Origin of the sequence: Streptomyces sp. NPDC088350 (assembly GCF_044753545.1) — a bacterium.
In the GTDB taxonomy this organism is placed as follows: Bacteria; Actinomycetota; Actinomycetes; order Streptomycetales; family Streptomycetaceae; genus Streptomyces.
In genome coordinates, this window is sequence record NZ_JBIVNL010000007.1 from 544,382 (window position 1) to 560,225 (window position 15,844).

General features: G+C 72.2%; 11 protein-coding genes and 1 riboswitch. Of the genes, 1 reads left to right on the top strand and 10 read right to left on the bottom strand.

Going from position 1 to position 15,844, the window contains the following annotated elements:
- Window positions 1–5 precede the first annotated feature (5 nt).
- From cobJ to cobM, 3 genes are read right to left on the bottom strand one after another with little or no spacing between them, the layout of a single operon-like run.
- A complete protein-coding gene (gene cobJ / locus ACIQBL_RS27165) occupies window positions 6–1,715 on the bottom strand; it encodes a precorrin-3B C(17)-methyltransferase (RefSeq protein WP_401945645.1) in 1,710 nt (569 codons plus the stop codon).
- The gene (gene cbiE, locus ACIQBL_RS27170; protein WP_401945646.1) at window positions 1,712–2,950 is read right to left on the bottom strand and encodes a precorrin-6y C5,15-methyltransferase (decarboxylating) subunit CbiE; all 1,239 of its coding nucleotides are present in this window, start codon (window positions 2,948–2,950) and stop codon (window positions 1,712–1,714) included. Before cbiE ends, cobJ begins: the two co-directional genes overlap by 4 nt.
- A complete protein-coding gene (cobM, locus tag ACIQBL_RS27175; protein ID WP_401945647.1) occupies window positions 2,947–3,777 on the bottom strand; it encodes a precorrin-4 C(11)-methyltransferase in 831 nt (276 codons plus the stop codon). The genes cbiE and cobM overlap by 4 nt, the downstream gene beginning before the upstream one ends.
- A 110-nt stretch (window positions 3,778–3,887) precedes the next feature.
- Here cobM and ACIQBL_RS27180 point away from each other — a divergent pair, with 110 nt between their 5' ends.
- A complete protein-coding gene (locus ACIQBL_RS27180) occupies window positions 3,888–4,616 on the top strand; it encodes a ZIP family metal transporter (protein ID WP_401945649.1) in 729 nt (242 codons plus the stop codon).
- Window positions 4,617–4,636: 20 nt separating this feature from the next.
- On the opposite strand, the gene cobI is transcribed toward ACIQBL_RS27180, so the two are convergent.
- The 7 genes from cobI to ACIQBL_RS27215 are packed head-to-tail and all read right to left on the bottom strand — an operon-like array spanning window position 4,637 to window position 15,526.
- On the bottom strand, window positions 4,637–5,389 hold the full coding sequence (gene cobI, locus ACIQBL_RS27185; protein ID WP_401945650.1) for a precorrin-2 C(20)-methyltransferase: 753 nt from the start codon (window positions 5,387–5,389) through the stop codon (window positions 4,637–4,639).
- Entirely contained in the window at window positions 5,386–6,822 is a 1,437-nt protein-coding gene (locus tag ACIQBL_RS27190) for a cobyrinate a,c-diamide synthase (RefSeq protein ID WP_401945652.1), read from the bottom strand. Before ACIQBL_RS27190 ends, cobI begins: the two co-directional genes overlap by 4 nt.
- Window positions 6,822–7,421 carry a cob(I)yrinic acid a,c-diamide adenosyltransferase gene (gene cobO, locus ACIQBL_RS27195; protein ID WP_401945653.1) on the bottom strand — a complete coding sequence of 200 codons (600 nt, stop codon included), beginning with the start codon at window positions 7,419–7,421 and terminating at the stop codon, window positions 6,822–6,824. Before cobO ends, ACIQBL_RS27190 begins: the two co-directional genes overlap by 1 nt.
- The gene (locus tag ACIQBL_RS27200; RefSeq protein ID WP_401945654.1) at window positions 7,421–9,430 is read right to left on the bottom strand and encodes a putative cobaltochelatase; all 2,010 of its coding nucleotides are present in this window, start codon (window positions 9,428–9,430) and stop codon (window positions 7,421–7,423) included. Before ACIQBL_RS27200 ends, cobO begins: the two co-directional genes overlap by 1 nt.
- A complete protein-coding gene (cobN, locus tag ACIQBL_RS27205; RefSeq protein ID WP_401945656.1) occupies window positions 9,427–13,080 on the bottom strand; it encodes a cobaltochelatase subunit CobN in 3,654 nt (1,217 codons plus the stop codon). The genes ACIQBL_RS27200 and cobN overlap by 4 nt, the downstream gene beginning before the upstream one ends.
- Window positions 13,077–14,588, bottom strand: coding sequence for a cobyric acid synthase (locus ACIQBL_RS27210; RefSeq protein ID WP_401945658.1), 1,512 nt, complete (start codon window positions 14,586–14,588; stop codon window positions 13,077–13,079). The genes cobN and ACIQBL_RS27210 overlap by 4 nt, the downstream gene beginning before the upstream one ends.
- Window positions 14,585–15,526, bottom strand: coding sequence for a cobalamin biosynthesis protein (locus ACIQBL_RS27215; RefSeq protein WP_401945659.1), 942 nt, complete (start codon window positions 15,524–15,526; stop codon window positions 14,585–14,587). The genes ACIQBL_RS27210 and ACIQBL_RS27215 overlap by 4 nt, the downstream gene beginning before the upstream one ends.
- Before the next feature lie 99 nt (window positions 15,527–15,625).
- Window positions 15,626–15,768, bottom strand: a riboswitch (cobalamin riboswitch).
- Window positions 15,769–15,844 lie beyond the last annotated feature (76 nt).

Below are 15,844 nucleotides of genomic sequence, written 5' to 3' on the forward strand. Positions count from 1 at the left end.
AGCGTTCACTTGACGGCCTCCTCGGCTGTCTGTGCTGCCTGCCAGCGATAGCCGCGCGGCGTCACCATGCGCCCCGCGATGTCCCGGGTCGCCGTGTTGCCCACGGTCACCACCGTCATCATGTCGACCGTCGCCGGGTCGAGCGCCGCCAGTGTCGTCAGTCGGCTGGATTCGTCCGCCCGCGAGGCGTTCCGTACGACACCGACCGGCGTCCTCGGCTCCCGGTGCTCGGCGAGGATCGCGAGGGCCTTGGGGAGCTGCCAATCACGGCCCCGGCTGCGGGGGTTGTAGAACGTCACCACGATGTCCGCCTCGGCCGCGGCCCGCACCCGCCGCTCGATGACCTCCCACGGAGTGTGCAGGTCGGAGAGGCTGATCGACACATGGTCGTGGCCGAGCGGCGCCCCGAGGATCGCGGCGGCGGCCAACGCGGCCGTCACGCCCGGGACTCCGACCACGTCGATGTCGTCCGACGCCTCCGCCAGCGCGGGCGAGGCCATCGCGTACACCCCGGCGTCACCGCTGCCGATCAGCGCGACGGCCTGTCCCTTGCGTGCCTCGGCGACGGCCGTACGGGCCCGTTCCTCCTCGGCGCCGAGCCCCGACTCCAGGACCACGGTCCCGGGCCGCAGCAGATCGCGGATCTGGTCGACGTACTGGTCGAGCCCCACGAGCACGGCCGCGCGCCGGAGTTCGGCCTTGGCGCGCGGGGTGAGCAGATCCCGGGCGCCGGGCCCGAGCCCGACCACCGCGAGCCGCCCGCGCGCGACCCGCCGTACGACGGCACAGGTCGCCATCGCGGGCTGCCCGTCGGCACGCTCCGACTTCCGCTTGGGGACGAGGAGTTCATCTCCCCGTACGAGCGCGGCGGCCTCCGCGACGGACGGTGTGCCCACGGCGGCCAGGGGCGCGTCGGACGGGTTGGGCACGTCCACGGCGGCCAACTCCTCGGCGGAGTAGGTCACCAGCGGAACCCCGAGCCGCTGAGCCGCCCCGACGATGCCGGGCTCGTCCGACTTGGCGTCGACGGTGGCGAGTTCGGCGAGGGACGCGAGGGACAGCCCCGCGTCACGTACCGCACTCTCGACGAGCCCGAGCACCTCGTCCACAGGCGCACCCTTGGAAGCGCCGACCCCGACGACGAGCGACGGCGGCCGGAGCACGACCTCCCGCTCGACGGGCTCGACGGCACGATCGGTGACGCGGATGACGTAGGAGCCGTGGTCCGACACCTTCAGCGGCGGCAGCGGCCACGCCAACTCGGCCTCCAGGGCGATCGGTTCGCCGTCGAGCAGAGCCCGCGAGACGCCCGCGACATCCCCCTCGGCAGGGAACCCGAGCGTGTCGAGACCGGGCACACCCACCGCGTCCGTGGCCGTGGTCACCACGGGCCGGGCGGCGAGCAACTCAGCCACTTCCACGGCGAGTTCATTGGCCCCGCCGCCGTGCCCGCCGACCAGCGACACGGCGAACCGGCCGCCCTCGTCGACGCACACGACCCCCGGGTCGGTCCGCTTGTCGCCCAACAGCGGGGCGATCAGCCGTACAACGGCTCCCGTGGCCAGGAAACACACGAGCTGCTCGCACTCCGCGAACGCGGCCCGGACGGCGTCCCCCACGGGACCCTCGTACACGCGCGTACGGTCCGGCCACGCGGCGGCCAGCCGGTCCCGTGCCGTCGCTCCCGCCGCGGTGGCGGAGATGAGGCCGATCACTGAGCAACTCCTTCAACAGAGGCCGGAGGCCGGACGCCCCACAGCAGAAAGACGGGATTGGTCGCCGCGAGCCGGGTCACGTCACCCGGCAGCGGCGCCAGCCGGGACGACTGCAACAGCACCCCGTCGACCGCGAACCCGGCACCGCCGAGCACCTCGCGGACCGCCGGTACCCGGTCGAGCGCGGCCATCGCGACGACCACGGTCCGCCGGGCCCGCCGCGCGCACGCGGTGACGATGGCGGGCAGTTCGCGCCCGCCCCCGCCCACGAACACGGCGTCGGGATCGTCCAGGTCGGACAGCACGGTCGGCGCCGCCCCGTGCACGGTGTGCACATCGACGCCGTGCGCCTCGGCGTTGGCGCGGATCCGCTCGACACCGTCCCGGGTCTTCTCGACCGCGGTGACGGCGGCACCGAGCCGCGCGCACTCGACGGCCACGGAGCCGGAGCCCGAGCCGACGTCCCAGACCAGTTCGCCGAGCCGCGGCCCGAGCCGGGCCAGCGCCAGGGCCCGTACCTCGAACTTGGTGATCATCGAGTCCCGGTGCGCGAACTCCCGCTCGTCCAGCGCCCATCGGGCCGGTCCGACGGCGGCTCCGGCGACCGTCCGCACGACTCCCGTCGCCCGTGACTCGTCGAGACACAGGACCACACTCACCGCCGTACCCCAGTCCCGGGCGGCGGCCTCGGCGGGCGTGACCCGTTCCACCTGTTCCGCCCCGGAGCCCAGCGCGGACGCGACGACGAGGACCCTCCCGGTGACCCGGTGGGTGAGCGCGGCGCCCAGTTCGGCGGGCCCGGCCCCCGGCCCGGTCAGCACGGCGACCTTGGGATGCGCGCGGCACGCGTTGACCGCCGTACGCAGATCGCGTCCGTGCGCGCTGACCACCACCGCGTCGTCCCAGGTCAGCCCGAGCCGGGCGAAGGCTGTGGCGACGGAGGAGACTCCGGGCCGCACGTCGAGGGCATCGCTGCCGAACCGTTCCGCCAGCGCCCGTACGATCCCGAAGAACCCGGGGTCCCCCGAGGCGAGCACGACGACGGGCTCGCCCTTCCCCACGTAGGCCTCGATGGTGTCGAGGGCGGGCGCGAGCGGACCGAGGACGACCTGCTCGGCGCCCTCCGGGACCGCGACGGCGGCGAGATGCCGCCGCCCGCCCACGACGAGCCGCGCACCGGCGAGCACGTCGTCCACGGCGCGAACCCCCGTCCCCATCCCCACGACGGCGATCACGTGCTCGCACCCCGAGAGCGCAGGGCCCTGCGGGCCTCCGGGTCGGCCTTGCGGTAACCGTGGAAGTGGCCCGGGTGGTAGAGGTGCGAGCGGGTGCCGTGGGCGTCGAGGGCCGGGCCGACCAGAAAGAGGGTGTGCTTCCAGAGCTTGTGCTCCTTGACCGTCTCCTCCAGCGTGGCGACCGTGCACTTCACGACCAGTTCCTCGGGCCAGGTCGCCTGGTAGGCGACGACGACGGGCGTCTCCGTCGGATAGCCGCCCTCCAGCAGCTCCCGCACCAACTGCCCGCTGCGCGCGGCCGACAGGAAGATCGCCATGGTCGTCCCGTGGCGCGCGAACTCCCGCACCTCCTCCCCGGGCGGCATCGGCGTCTTGCCGCCGCCGAGCCGGGTGAGGACGACCGACTGCGCGACCTCGGGAATCGTCAGCTCGCGCTGCGCGAGGGCGGCGACAGCGGAGAAGGCCGAAACCCCGGGAACGATCTCGGTCGCGATCCCGATCTCGGCACACCGGTCGACCTGCTCCTGCGTACCGCCCCACAGGGCCGGGTCGCCGGAGTGGATACGGGCGACGCGCAGCCCATCGCTGTGGGCCCGCTCGTAGACGGCGACGACGTCCTCCAGGGACATGGTCGCCGAGTCCAGGATCTCGGCGCCCTCGCGCGCGTGGTCGAGAACCTCCGCCTGCACCAGGCTGGCCGCCCAGATCACGACGTCGGCCTCGGCGATGGCGCGCGCGGCACGGAACGTCAGCAGGTCGGCGGCGCCGGGGCCGGCACCGACGAAGGTCACCTTGCCGGTGGGGGTATCGGCAACGGCATCGGCCATGGGGTCGGATCCTCTCAAGCGGGACAAACAGAACGGGAACGTCAGTACACGTGGGGGTGGAGTGGTCCAGGATGTGCGCGAACAGGGGTTGATCGGATAGCAAGGGGACTATGGCGGTCTTCGTCGCGCTCGGCGCGTTCCTGATGACGCTGGCCGGCGGCTGGACGGCGCAGCGTGTGACCGACCGCCGTCATCTCGTCCTGGGCCTGGCCGGCGGCCTGATGCTGGGCGTGGTCGGCCTCGACCTGCTGCCGGAGGCGCTGCGTGCGGCGGGCCGCGAGGTCTTCGGCGTACCGGCCGCCCTGCTGCTCTTCGTGGCCGGTTTCCTCGTGGCCCATCTGGTCGAACGCCTGCTCGCCGCCCGCCAGGCCGCGCACGGCGCGGAGGAGAACAACGGCCGCGCGCCCGAAGTGGGCCTCACGGCAGCCGCCGCGATGGTCGGGCACAGCTTCATGGACGGTGTCGCGATCGGCGCCGCCTTCCAGGTCGGCGGGGGCATGGGCACGGCGGTCGCGCTCGCGGTCGTCGCCCATGACTTCGCGGACGGCTTCAACACGTACACGATCACGAGCCTGTACGGCAACGCCCGTCGCAAGGCCATCGCGATGCTGGTCGCGGACGCGGCGGCCCCGGTGGCCGGCGCCGCCTCGACGGCGTTCCTGACCGTCCCGGCCCCGCTGCTCGGCGGCTATCTCGGCTTCTTCGGTGGCGTGCTCCTCTACCTCGCCGCCGCCGAGATCCTCCCCGAGGCCCACCACGAACACCCCGCACCCGCGACGCTGCTGTGCACGGTCGCGGGAGCGGCGTTCATCTGGCTGGTGGTAGGCCTCGCGGCCTGACCCACGTCCTGTACGACCGGTCACAACTTCCCGCCCCGCCCGCCCTCGCGCCGCGCGGGTGCGATGAGCGTCGACAGATAGGGCAACGGCTCCCCGTCCAGCTCGGCGGCGGGCCGGATCGACTCCTCGGGCAGCCCGAGCGCCGACCCCCACACCGCGTCCTCGATCCGCCCGGTCTCCCGCAACGCCTCGGCGACCTCACCGGCCTGCCGCCCGAACTTGTACGCCACGACCGTCCCCGGCCCCGCCAACGCGTCCTTCAGCACGGCGGACCCGGCGGTCACCGGCACCAGCGTGAGCGGCTCGGTCCCCTCGGTGAGTACGGCCCCGGAACGCGCGGCGAGATCCTGCATGGCGGTGATTCCCGGCACGGTCTCGACGACGGTCCCCGGCACCGACTCCCCGATGGTCAGGGCGAGATAGGTGAAGGTGGAGTAGACGTTGGGGTCCCCGATGGTGGCGAACGCGACGACCTCGTGCGCGGCGAGCAACTCGGCGACCTTCGCCCCGGCCGCATCCCAGGCGGCCTCGCGCCGGGCCCGGTCGGTCCGCTCGTTGAGCGCGAAGACGACCCGCAGCACCTTCTCCTCGGGCACGTAGTGCAGCACGGTGGCCTCGGCCCGCCCCCGCTCACCGCCGTCTTTTCCATCAGACGCAGCCATGACCGGCACGACGACGACATCGGCGGCCCGCAGAGCGTTGACGCCCTTGACGGTCACCAGCTCCGGATCCCCGGGACCCACCCCGACTCCGATCAACCTGCTGCTGCTCATGACGTCCGGCACCTCTCCACGAACCGACGGGCCACACCGGGCTCGGCCGCCCAGTGCGTGTGCAGATAACTCGCGTGCACACCCTGTTGTACGAAACCTTCGACCCGCCGGTCAGGGGCGCGCACCCCCCAGGCGGGAGCCGCCCCCGAGCCGGGCTCGACGACGGTCCGATGAAACTCGTGCCCCCGCATCCGCGTCCCGGCCACGGCCAGCACACTGTCGCTCAGCGCGACGGCATCCCGATACCCCAACGTCAGCCGCTCGCTCATCCGCGCGGAGGCATCCAGCACCCCGCACATCGGCCGCCCGTCCAACTCCCGGCACAGATACAGCAGTCCGGCACACTCGGCGGCCACCGGAGCCCCGCTCCCGGCGAGCGCGCCAACGGCCTTGCGCAGCGGCTCGTTGGCGGACAGCTCGGCGCCGTACACCTCGGGAAACCCGCCCCCGATGACCAACCCGTGTGTCCCGTCCGGGAGTCGCTCGTCCCGGAGCGGGTCGAACACGACGACCTCGGCACCGGCGGCGGTGAGGAGCTCGGTGTGCTCGGCGTAGGAGAAGCTGAAGGCAGCTCCGCCGGCAACGGCGATTTTTAGCCTGTCCGGCGTTTGAGGACGAGGCCTTTCGGGCCGATGGGGGTCTGGGGGCGCAGCCCCCAGGGAGGGGACGGGTAGGGGCGGCGGGGGCGAAGAAGCAGCCAGCACCTCACCCGCATCCCAAGCCGCACACGACAACGCACCCGCGCTACGCGCCAGCGCAAGCAACGCCTCCAGGTCACACCCGGCGTCCACCTGCGCCCCCATCGCGGCAACAGCCCCCACCGCCGCACCCCGCCGCTCGGCGACCGGCACCAACCCCAAATGCCGAGAAGGCGTATCCACTTGAGGCGCCCGCCGCAACACGCCCAACACCGGCATCCCCGCCGAGTCCAACGCCTCCCGCAACAACGCCTCGTGCCGATCCGACCCCACCTTGTTCAGAATCACCCCCCCGACCCGAACCTCCGGATCCCAGGAAGCAAACCCGTGCACCAACGCGGCAACGGACCGAGACTGCGAAGACGCGTCGACGACAAGCACAACGGGCGCCCGCAGCAACTTCGCCACATGCGCGGTGGACGCCAACTCCCCTTCCCCCGCGGCCCCGTCGAACATCCCCATCACACCCTCGACGACGGCGAGATCACACCCGCGCGCCCCGTGGGCGAACAGCGGACCGACCAACTCCGGCCCGCACAGGTACGCGTCGAGGTTCCGCCCCACCCGCCCGGTGGCGAGCGCGTGGTACCCGGGGTCGATGTAGTCCGGCCCGACCTTGTGCGGAGACACGGCGAGCCCCCGCGCGGCGAACGCGGCCATCAACCCCGTGGCGACGGTGGTCTTGCCGCTGCCCGAAGCGGGCGCGGCAATGACCAGCCGAGGCACAGAAGACATCACCACTCGATGCCCCTCTGCCCCTTCTGCCCCGTGTCCATCGGGTGCTTGACCTTCGACATGTCGGTCACGAGATCGGCGAAGTCGACAAGCTTCTCGGGCGCGTTCCGCCCGGTGATCACGACATGCTGCGTCCCGGGCCGCTCCCGCAGCACAGCGACCACCTCATCGACATCGACCCACCCCCAGTGCATCGGGTAGGCGAACTCGTCGAGCACGTACAGCTGATACGTCTCGGCGGCGAGATCCCGCTTGACCTGCTCCCAGCCCTCGCGGGCCTTCTCCTCGTTGTCCATCTGGGAGTCGCGCTGCACCCACGACCACCCCTCGCCCATCTTGTGCCAGTCGACGGACCCGCCCTCGCCGGAAGCACCCAGCACCCGAAGGGCGTTCTCCTCCCCGACCTTCCACTTCGCCGACTTGACGAACTGGAACACCCCGATCGGCCACCCCTGATTCCAGGCACGCAGGGCGAGCCCGAAGGCGGCGGTGGACTTTCCCTTGCCCACGCCGGTGTGCACAACCACCAATGGCCGATTACGGCGCTGACGGGTCGTCAGCCCGTCGTCCGGTACGACACTCGGCTGTCCCTGCGGCATTACGCAGCCCTCCTCTGTACGTCCTTCACCAAGCCGGCGATCGAGTCGGCCCGCAACTCGTCCAGCGTCACCGCCGTCCCCTCCAGCTCGCCGGCCAACTGCCCGGCCAGCCCCAGCCGTACGGGCCCCGACTCGCAGTCCACGACCACGGAGGCGACCCCGTCGGCCGCGAACAACCGCGCGGCCCGCCCGGCGAGCGCGACCGGCTCGGGCCCGCCCGTGGCCCGCCCGTCGGTCACCACGACCACCAACGCCCGCCTGGCGGGATCCCGCAACCGTTCCACCCGCAGCACGTCACGCGCCTTGAGCAGCCCGGCCGCGAGCGGCGTACGCCCCCCGGTCGGCAACGACTCCAGCCGTACGGCGGCGGCGTCCACGGACGAGGTAGGAGGCAGCGCGACATCGGCACTCGCCCCCCGGAAAGTCACCAGGCCCACCTTGTCCCGCCGCTGATAGGCGTCCAGCAGCAGCGACAGCACAGCCCCCTTCACCGCACTCATCCGCTGCCGGGCCGCCATCGACCCGGACGCGTCCACGACGAACAGCACGAGGTTGCCCTCACGCCCCTCCCGCGTCGCCTGCCGCAGATCGTCCCGGCGCACGACCAGCCCACGCCCGGAACGCCCCCGCGCCAGCTGATGCGGCGCCGCGGCCTGCACGGTCGCCGCCAAGTGCAGCTTGGTGAGCGCCCCTTGGGGCCGCCGGGCCCCGGTGGTCCGCCCGTGCTCGGTCCGCGCCCGCGAACGCCGCCCGGCGGCACCCTCACCGATTCCCGGCACGCTCAACGCCTTGGTACGGAAGGGCTCGGAGGCCCGTACGGGCTGCTGCTCGCCGGAGTTCTGCGGCTGACCGCCCTCGCCGGCTTCCGGCTGCGCACCGGAGTCACCGCCCTGAGGACCGTCCGAGTCGTCCCCGGGCGATTGCCCGCCGCCGCCACCCGGGCCGTCGGGACCGTCAGGCCTCGGATCATCATCTTCGGGCCCCTGCTCCTGCTCCTGCTCCGCGAACTCCTCCAGCGTCTCGTCGAGCTTGTTCTCGTCAAGTCCGGGCGCGTCAAAGGGATTTCGCCGCCGCCGGTGCGGCAACGCGAGCAGCGCGGCCTGCCGAACGTCCTCGGCGAGCACATCCGTCCGCCCGGCCCAGGCCGCCAGCGCGGTCGCCGTACGCGCCATCACGATGTCGGCCCGCATACCGTCCACCTCGAAGGCCGCACAGGTCGCCGCGATCTGCCGCAACGCCCCGTCGCCCAGCCGTACGGACGGCAACAGCGCACGGGCGGCGATGATCCGCGCCCGTACGGAGGACTCCTCGTCCGCCCAGCGCGTGGCGAAACCGTTCGGATCGTCGTCGTAGGCGAGCCTGCGCCGCACGACCTCCACCCGCTGATCGGGCTCCCGCGAGGCCGCGACCTCCACCGTCAACCCGAACCGGTCGAGCAACTGCGGTCGCAGTTCGCCCTCTTCGGGGTTCATGGTGCCGACGAGCAGGAAGCGGGCGGCATGCCGGACGGAGACGCCTTCGCGTTCGACGTACGACGCGCCCATCGCCGCCGCGTCCAACAGCAGGTCGACCAGGTGGTCGTGGAGGAGGTTGACCTCGTCGACGTACAGGATCCCCCGGTGCGCGTCGGCCAGGAGCCCCGGCTCGAAGGCCTTGACGCCCTCGGAGAGGGCCCGCTCGATGTCGAGCGCGCCGACCAGCCGGTCCTCCGAGGCGCCGACCGGCAACTCCACCATGCGGGCGGGGCGTTGGGCCCCGGGTCCGGTCTCGTGCGGCCCGTCCGGGCAGGCCGGGTCGGGCGCGGCGGGGTCGCAGGAGAAACGGCAGCCGGGCACGACGGTGACCTCCGGCAGCAGCGCCGAAAGGGCGCGTACGGCCGTCGACTTGGCGGTGCCCTTCTCGCCGCGCACCAGCACACCGCCGACCGCCGGCGACACGGCGTTCAGCAGCAGCGCGAGCCGCAGGTCGTCCTGGCCGACAACGGCCGTGAACGGAAAGGGAGTTGTCACTGGTCGTCGCCCTCCAGGTCGCCTTCGAGCTCCAGGTAGGTGGCCCGCAGTCGTTCCAGCGTGTCCGCGTCCGGCTCGGCCCACAGACCGCGCTCGGCGGCTTCGAGGAGCCGTTCCGTGATGCCGCGCAGCGCCCACGGGTTGGACTTCTTCATGAAGTCCCGGTTCTCCGGGTCGAAGACGTACTCCGCGCTGAGCTTCTCGTACATCCAGTCGTCGACGACCCCGGCCGTCGCGTCGTAGCCGAAGAGGTAGTCGACGGTCGCCGCCATCTCGAAGGCGCCCTTGTACCCGTGCCGCCGCATCGCCGCCATCCAGCGGGGGTTGACGACACGCGCCCGGAACACCCGGTGCGTCTCCTCGCCCAGCGTGCGGGTCTTCACCTGGTCCGGGGTCGCGGAGTCGCCCACGTACGCCTCGGGGGAGGTGCCCGTGAGGTGGCGGACCATGGCGACCATGCCGCCGTGGTACTGGAAGTAGTCGTCGGCGTCGACGAGATCGTGCTCGCGGGTGTCAACGTTCTTGGCGGCCACGGCAATTCGCCTGAACGCCGTCTCCATGTCCCCGCGCGCCGCCCGCCCGTCGAGGCCGCGCCCGTAGGCGTATCCGCCCCACACCGCGTACACCTCGGCGAGGTCGGCGTCGCTGCGCCAGTTGCGCGCGTCGATCAGCGGCAGCAGACCGGCGCCGTACGCGCCCGGCTTGGAGCCGAAGATACGGGCCGTGGCCCGGCGCCGGTCGCCGTGCTCGGCGGTGTCCTCGTCGGCGTGCGCGCGGACGTAGTTGGACTCGGGCGGCTCCTCCAGCTCGGCCACCGCCCGCACCGCGTCGTCGATCAGCCCGACGACGTGCGGGAACGCGTCCCGGAAGAAGCCGGAGATCCGCACCGTGACGTCGATGCGCGGCCGGCCCAGCTCCGTGACGGGCACGATCTCGAAGCCGGTCACCCGGCGCGAGGCGTCGTCCCAGACCGGACGGCAGCCCAGCAGCGCGAGGATCTCGGCGATGTCGTCACCCTGGGTGCGCATCGCCGACGTACCCCACACCGTGAGGCCGACCGACTTGGGGAACTCGCCAGTGTCCTGGAGGTACCGCTGCACGAGCGAGTCGGCCAGCGACTGCCCGACCTCCCAACTCAGCCTGGACGGAATGGCCTTGGGGTCGACCGAGTAGAAGTTCCGGCCGGTCGGCAGGACGTTGACCAGGCCCCGGGTCGGGGAGCCCGACGGGCCGGCCGGGACGTAACCGCCGTCGAGCGCGAGGAGGATGTGGTCGATCTCGTCGGTGGTCCGGGTGAGCCGGGGCACGACCTCGTCGCAGGCGAACTCCAACACCGCGACGGCGTCCGGGAGTTCGGCGCCGATGACGGCACGGACGAGCGCCGGAACGGCGGTGACGTCCCACTCCTGGGCCTCCATGCCCTCCGCGAACCGGCGGCACAGCTGCTCCAGCAGATCGACCGCGTCGGCGGCGGAACGGGCGGGCCCGTCGACCAACTCGCTCAGCTCCACCGGCACCTTCACCGGCGCGCCCGGCTCGGCCAGCAACTCCTTCTCGACCAGGCCGAAGTGCTGCGCCAGCGCGGCCCGCAGACCCGGCAGCGCGTTCGCCTGCCCGCCCCACACCTGCGAGGCGCGCAGCACGGCGAGCACGAGGTTCACGCGTGCTTCGCCGACCGGGCCGCCGCCGAGGATGTGCAGTCCGTCGCGGATCTGCACGTCCTTGATCTCGCAGAGATAGCCGTCGATGTGCATCACGAACTCGTCGAACGCCGCGTCGTCCGGCTGGTCGTCCACATGCAGGTCGTGGTGCAGCTCGGCCGCCTTCACCAGCGTCCAGATCTGCGCACGCACGGCCGGGGCCTTCGTCGGGTCCAGGTCGGACACCATGGCGTACTCGTCGAGGAGTTGCTCCAGCTTCGCGAGGTCGCCGTACGTGTCGGCACGCGCCATCGGCGGCACCAGGTGGTCGACGACCGTGGCGTGCCCGCGCCGCTTGGCCTGGGTGCCCTCGCCGGGGTCGTTGACGATGAACGGGTAGATCAGGGGGAGTTCACCGAGCACGGCGTCGGGCGCGCAGCCGCTGCTGAGCCCAAGTCCCTTGCCCGGCAGCCATTCCATGGTGCCGTGCTTGCCCATGTGGATGATCGCGTCCGCGCCGAAGCTGTTGTCCAGCCAGCGGTACGCGGCCATGTAGTGGTGCGACGGAGGCATGTCGGGGTCGTGGTAGATCGCGATCGGGTTCTCGCCGAAGCCGCGCGGCGGCTGGATCATGACCACGACGTTCCCGAACTGGAGGGATGCGAGCACGATGTCGTCGCCGTCGACGTAGAGGTTGCCGGGCGGCTCGCCCCACGCGTCCAACATGCCCTGCCTGAGGTCCGGTTCGAGCTTGTCGAACCACGCCCGGTAGTCGGCCAGCGGCACCCGCGCGGGCGCGGCGGCCAGCTGCTCCTCCGTCAGCCACTCCACGTCGTGCCCACCGGCGTTGATGAGCCGGTGGATCAACTCGTCCCCGTTGTCCGGGTGTTCGTCGACCCCGTACCCGGCGTCCCGCAGCGCGTCCAGCACCCGGATCGCCGAGGCGGGGGTGTCGAGGCCGACCGCGTTGCCGACGCGCGAGTGCTTGGTCGGATAGGCGGTGAAGACGACCGCGAGCTTCTTCTCGGCGTTCGGCTTGTGCTTCAACTTCGCGTGCCGTACGGCGATTCCGGCGACCCGCGCGGCCCGCTCGGGGTCGGCGACGTACACCGGGACGTCGTCCGGACCCTGCTCCTTGAAGGAGAACGGGACCGTGATCAGCCGTCCGTCGAACTCGGGGATCGCGACCTGCATCGCCGCGTCCATGGGGGAGAGCGCGGCATCGGACTCGTCCCAGGCGGCCCTGGACGACGTAAGGCAAAGCCCTTGCAGCACAGGCACGTTGAGGTCGGCGAGCGCCCCGATGTCCCACGCCTCCTCGTCACCGCCGGCCGAGGCCTGCGAGGCGTGCGTACCGCCGGAGGCGAGGACGGTGGCGATCAGCGCGTCCGCCGTGCCGAGGATCTCGTACAGCCCGGAGTCGGCGCCGCGCAGCGAACCGCAGTACACGGCAAGGGCGTTGGCGCCCTTCGTCTCGATCTGCTCGCACAGGGTGTCCACGAAGGCGGTGTTGCCGGAGAGGTGATGCGCCCGGTAGAAGAGCACGCCGACCGTCGGCCGTCCCTCGACGAAGGCACGCTCGCCGTGGACGCCGAACTCGGCCATCTTCTGCGGCTCTTCGAAGCCCTCGCCGGTGAGCAGCACGGTGTCGGAGAGGAAGCGGGCGAGTTCGGTGAGGTTGTCGGGGCCGCCCTCGACGAGGTACCTGAGCGCCTCGGCGACCACACCCGCCGGTACCGACGACTCGGCCATCAACTCGGCGTCCGGGACGCTCTCCCCGCCCAGCAGCACGGTCGGGATGCCCGAGGCCTTCAGCGCGGCCAGCCCGTCCTCCCAGGCCCGCTTGCCGCCGAGCAGTCGTACGACGGCGATGTCCGCGCCCGCGATCAGCGCGGGCAGCTCCTCGGTGGCGTCCACGCGGGACGGGTTGCCGATTCGGTACCCGGCGCCGGAGGCACGCGCCGCCAGCAGATCCGTGTCGGCGGTCGACAACAACAACACTGTGCTCATGCGGGCGCTCCCGGTGGAATGAAAGGCAGTCCTTGCGGCGCGCCGGACTCGATGAGCCGCCACAGCGCGTCCGTGTCCGCGTGCTGTTCGATGAGGTCGCCGAGCCGGTCGAGCTGCTCCTCGCGCAGCGCGGCGAACGAGGTGTCGGCGGCCGGCGTGAACCGGCGGCCCGCGGCAGCTGCCACCTCGCGCAGAAACGCCCGCCGGAACCCGTCCGACTCCAGCGAGCCGTGCCAGTGGGTCCCCCAGGTCTGGCCGGCCCGGCACCCGTCCAAGAAGGCTTCGCCTCCGGTGAGTTGGGCGACCCCGTGATGGATCTCGTACCCCTCGACCGGCTCGCCGAGGGCTTCCCCCACCGGCCGGGTGAGGGTCTTCTCGCGCGCGAACCGCACGCGCAGCGGCAGCACCCCGAGCCCGTCGACCGAACCCTGCCGGCTCTCGACCTCGTCCTCGATGTGCTCGCCGAGGATCTGGAAGCCGCCGCAGATGCCGAGGACCGGGCGCTGTTCGGCGGCCCGGCGGACGATCGCGTCCGCGAGTCCCCGCTCCCGCAGCCACTCCAGCGCCTTCACCGTGCCCCGGGTGCCGGGGATCACGACGAGATCGGCGTCGGCCAGTTCCTCGGGCCGGTCCACGAACCGCACCACGACGCCCGGTTCGGCGGCCAGCGCGTCCACGTCGGTGAAGTTGGACATGAGGGGGATCGCGCAGACGGCGACCCGCAGCACGTCCTCGCCGACCGGCGGGGCGGTGTTCGACTCGCGGACGGTCCCGCGCAGCGAGATCCGCAGCCCGTCCTCCTCGTCGATCCCGAGCCCGTGCCGGAACGGCAGCACGCCGTACGTCCGCCGCCCGGTGAGGCCGTGCAGCATCTCCAACCCCGGTTCCAGCAACGACACATCGCCCCGGAACTTGTTGACGAGGAACCCGGCGACGAACGCCTGGTCCTCGGGGGACAGCAGCGCGACGGTCCCGAAGAAGGAGGCGAAGACGCCCCCGCGGTCGATGTCGCCGACGACGAGAACGGGCAGCCCGGCATTGCGCGCGATGCCCATGTTCACGATGTCGGTCCGCCGCAGATTGATCTCGGCGGGACTGCCGGCCCCCTCACAGATCACCGCGTCATACGTGCCCCGCAACTCGGCGAGACAGTCCAGCACGGTCCCGAGCAGCGCCTCCTGTCGCCCGCCGTGATAGCCGCGCGCACTCATCTCGCCAACTGGCTTGCCCATGAGAACGACCTGACTGGTCCGGTCGCTCCCCGGCTTCAGCAGGACGGGATTCATCAGCGCGGTCGGCTCGATACGGCACGCCTGTGCCTGCATGGCCTGCGCCCGCCCGATCTCCGCGCCCTCCCGCGTCACGAACGAGTTCAGGGACATGTTCTGCGCCTTGAACGGCGCCACCTTCACGCCCTGCCGCACCAGCCACCGGCAGATCCCGGCGGTGACGACACTCTTCCCGGCGTCCGAGGTGGTGCCGGCGACCAGCAGTCCGCCGCCGCTCATGACGTCCGTCCCTTCACGAGGAGCCGCCCGGCGACACTGACGCCGAGCGCGAGCAGACCGACGCGCCGGGACAGCCGTACGGCACGCGCGATGTCCGGTACGGCGACGGCGCGTCCGTCGCCGTTGAGCACGGGCCGGTGCTCGACCCGGCCGCCGTAGGAGAGCGTCCCGCCCAGCCGGACGCCGAGGGCGCCCGCGAAGGAGGCCTCCACGGGACCGGCGTTGGGGCTGGGGTGTCTGCGGGCGTCGGTGCGCCAGGCGCGGGCGGCGCCGCGCGGGTCGCCGCCCGCGACGGTCGCGAGGACGGCGGTGAGGCGGGCGCCCGGCCAGCCGGCGATGTCGTCGAGGCGGGCCGAAGCCCAGCCGTAGCGGCGGTACTTGGCCGACTTGTGGCCGACCATGGCGTCGAGGGTGTTCACGGCCCGGAAGCCGAGCAGCCCCGGGACACCCGCGATGCCGCCCCACACCAGGGCGCCCACCACCGCGTCGGACGTGTTCTCGGCGACGGACTCGACGACGGCCCGGGCGATCCCGTCGGCGTCGAGGGATTGGGGGTCCCGCCCGCAGAGGTGGGGCAGGCGTGCCCGAGCCGCATCGATGTCGCCTGCCTCCAGCGCGCGCCCGATGACCCCGGCCTCGCGGGCCAGGGAGCTCCCGCCGACGACGGCCCAGGTGGCGGCGGCGGTGAGCGCGGCAGAGGCCGTACGGGAAGGTCGTAGGACCGAAGTGGCTACGGCGGCGAGGGCGACGGTGCCACCCACGCACACGGTGGTGTGCAGGGCGCCCCACCCGCGGTGGTCGCGCCACAGCACCTGTTCCACGGCGCTCGCGGCGCGGCCGAACGCGGCGACCGGATGCCCGCGGCGAGGATCGCCGAGCAGGTGGTCGCCGAGAAGGCCGGCGGCGGCGCCGTACGCGAAGACGCGATCGGCACGCATCGGCTCAGCCGATCGCGGAGTCGGGCACTGCGCTGGTACTGGAGCTCAATCGGCAGCCGAGCATGGCGACATGTCCTCACTCAGGGTGTCCACGCCCTGGTTCGACGAGACCGGCGGTGAGAGTTCCTGGCTCCCGGGGCTACCTACCCCGGTGACAGTGGCGGGACCGCGCCGGATTCGCACCGGCTTCCTCTCCTGCCGCCGTATATGGCTCCGGCAGTCCACCACGGTGTTGGAAGGGGCGTCAACTTGCCGTTGACCTGCGGGGGAGGAGTGTGCTGATGCCCACACGTCCGCCGTCGGCGGGTCACGAAAGCG

What these genes read in the sequence shown, in the direction of transcription:
- cobM (WP_401945647.1), bottom strand. Translation starts at nt 3,777, where the DNA reads ATGGCCGATGCCGTTGCCGATACCCCCACCGGCAAGGTGACCTTCGTC.
- ACIQBL_RS27180 (WP_401945649.1), top strand. Translation starts at nt 3,888, where the DNA reads ATGGCGGTCTTCGTCGCGCTCGGCGCGTTCCTGATGACGCTGGCCGGC.
- cobI (WP_401945650.1), bottom strand. Translation starts at nt 5,389, where the DNA reads ATGAGCAGCAGCAGGTTGATCGGAGTCGGGGTGGGTCCCGGGGATCCG.
- ACIQBL_RS27190 (WP_401945652.1), bottom strand. Translation starts at nt 6,822, where the DNA reads ATGTCTTCTGTGCCTCGGCTGGTCATTGCCGCGCCCGCTTCGGGCAGC.
- cobO (WP_401945653.1), bottom strand. Translation starts at nt 7,421, where the DNA reads ATGCCGCAGGGACAGCCGAGTGTCGTACCGGACGACGGGCTGACGACC.
- cobN (WP_401945656.1), bottom strand. Translation starts at nt 13,080, where the DNA reads ATGAGCACAGTGTTGTTGTTGTCGACCGCCGACACGGATCTGCTGGCG.
- ACIQBL_RS27210 (WP_401945658.1), bottom strand. Translation starts at nt 14,588, where the DNA reads ATGAGCGGCGGCGGACTGCTGGTCGCCGGCACCACCTCGGACGCCGGG.
- ACIQBL_RS27215 (WP_401945659.1), bottom strand. Translation starts at nt 15,526, where the DNA reads ATGCGTGCCGATCGCGTCTTCGCGTACGGCGCCGCCGCCGGCCTTCTC.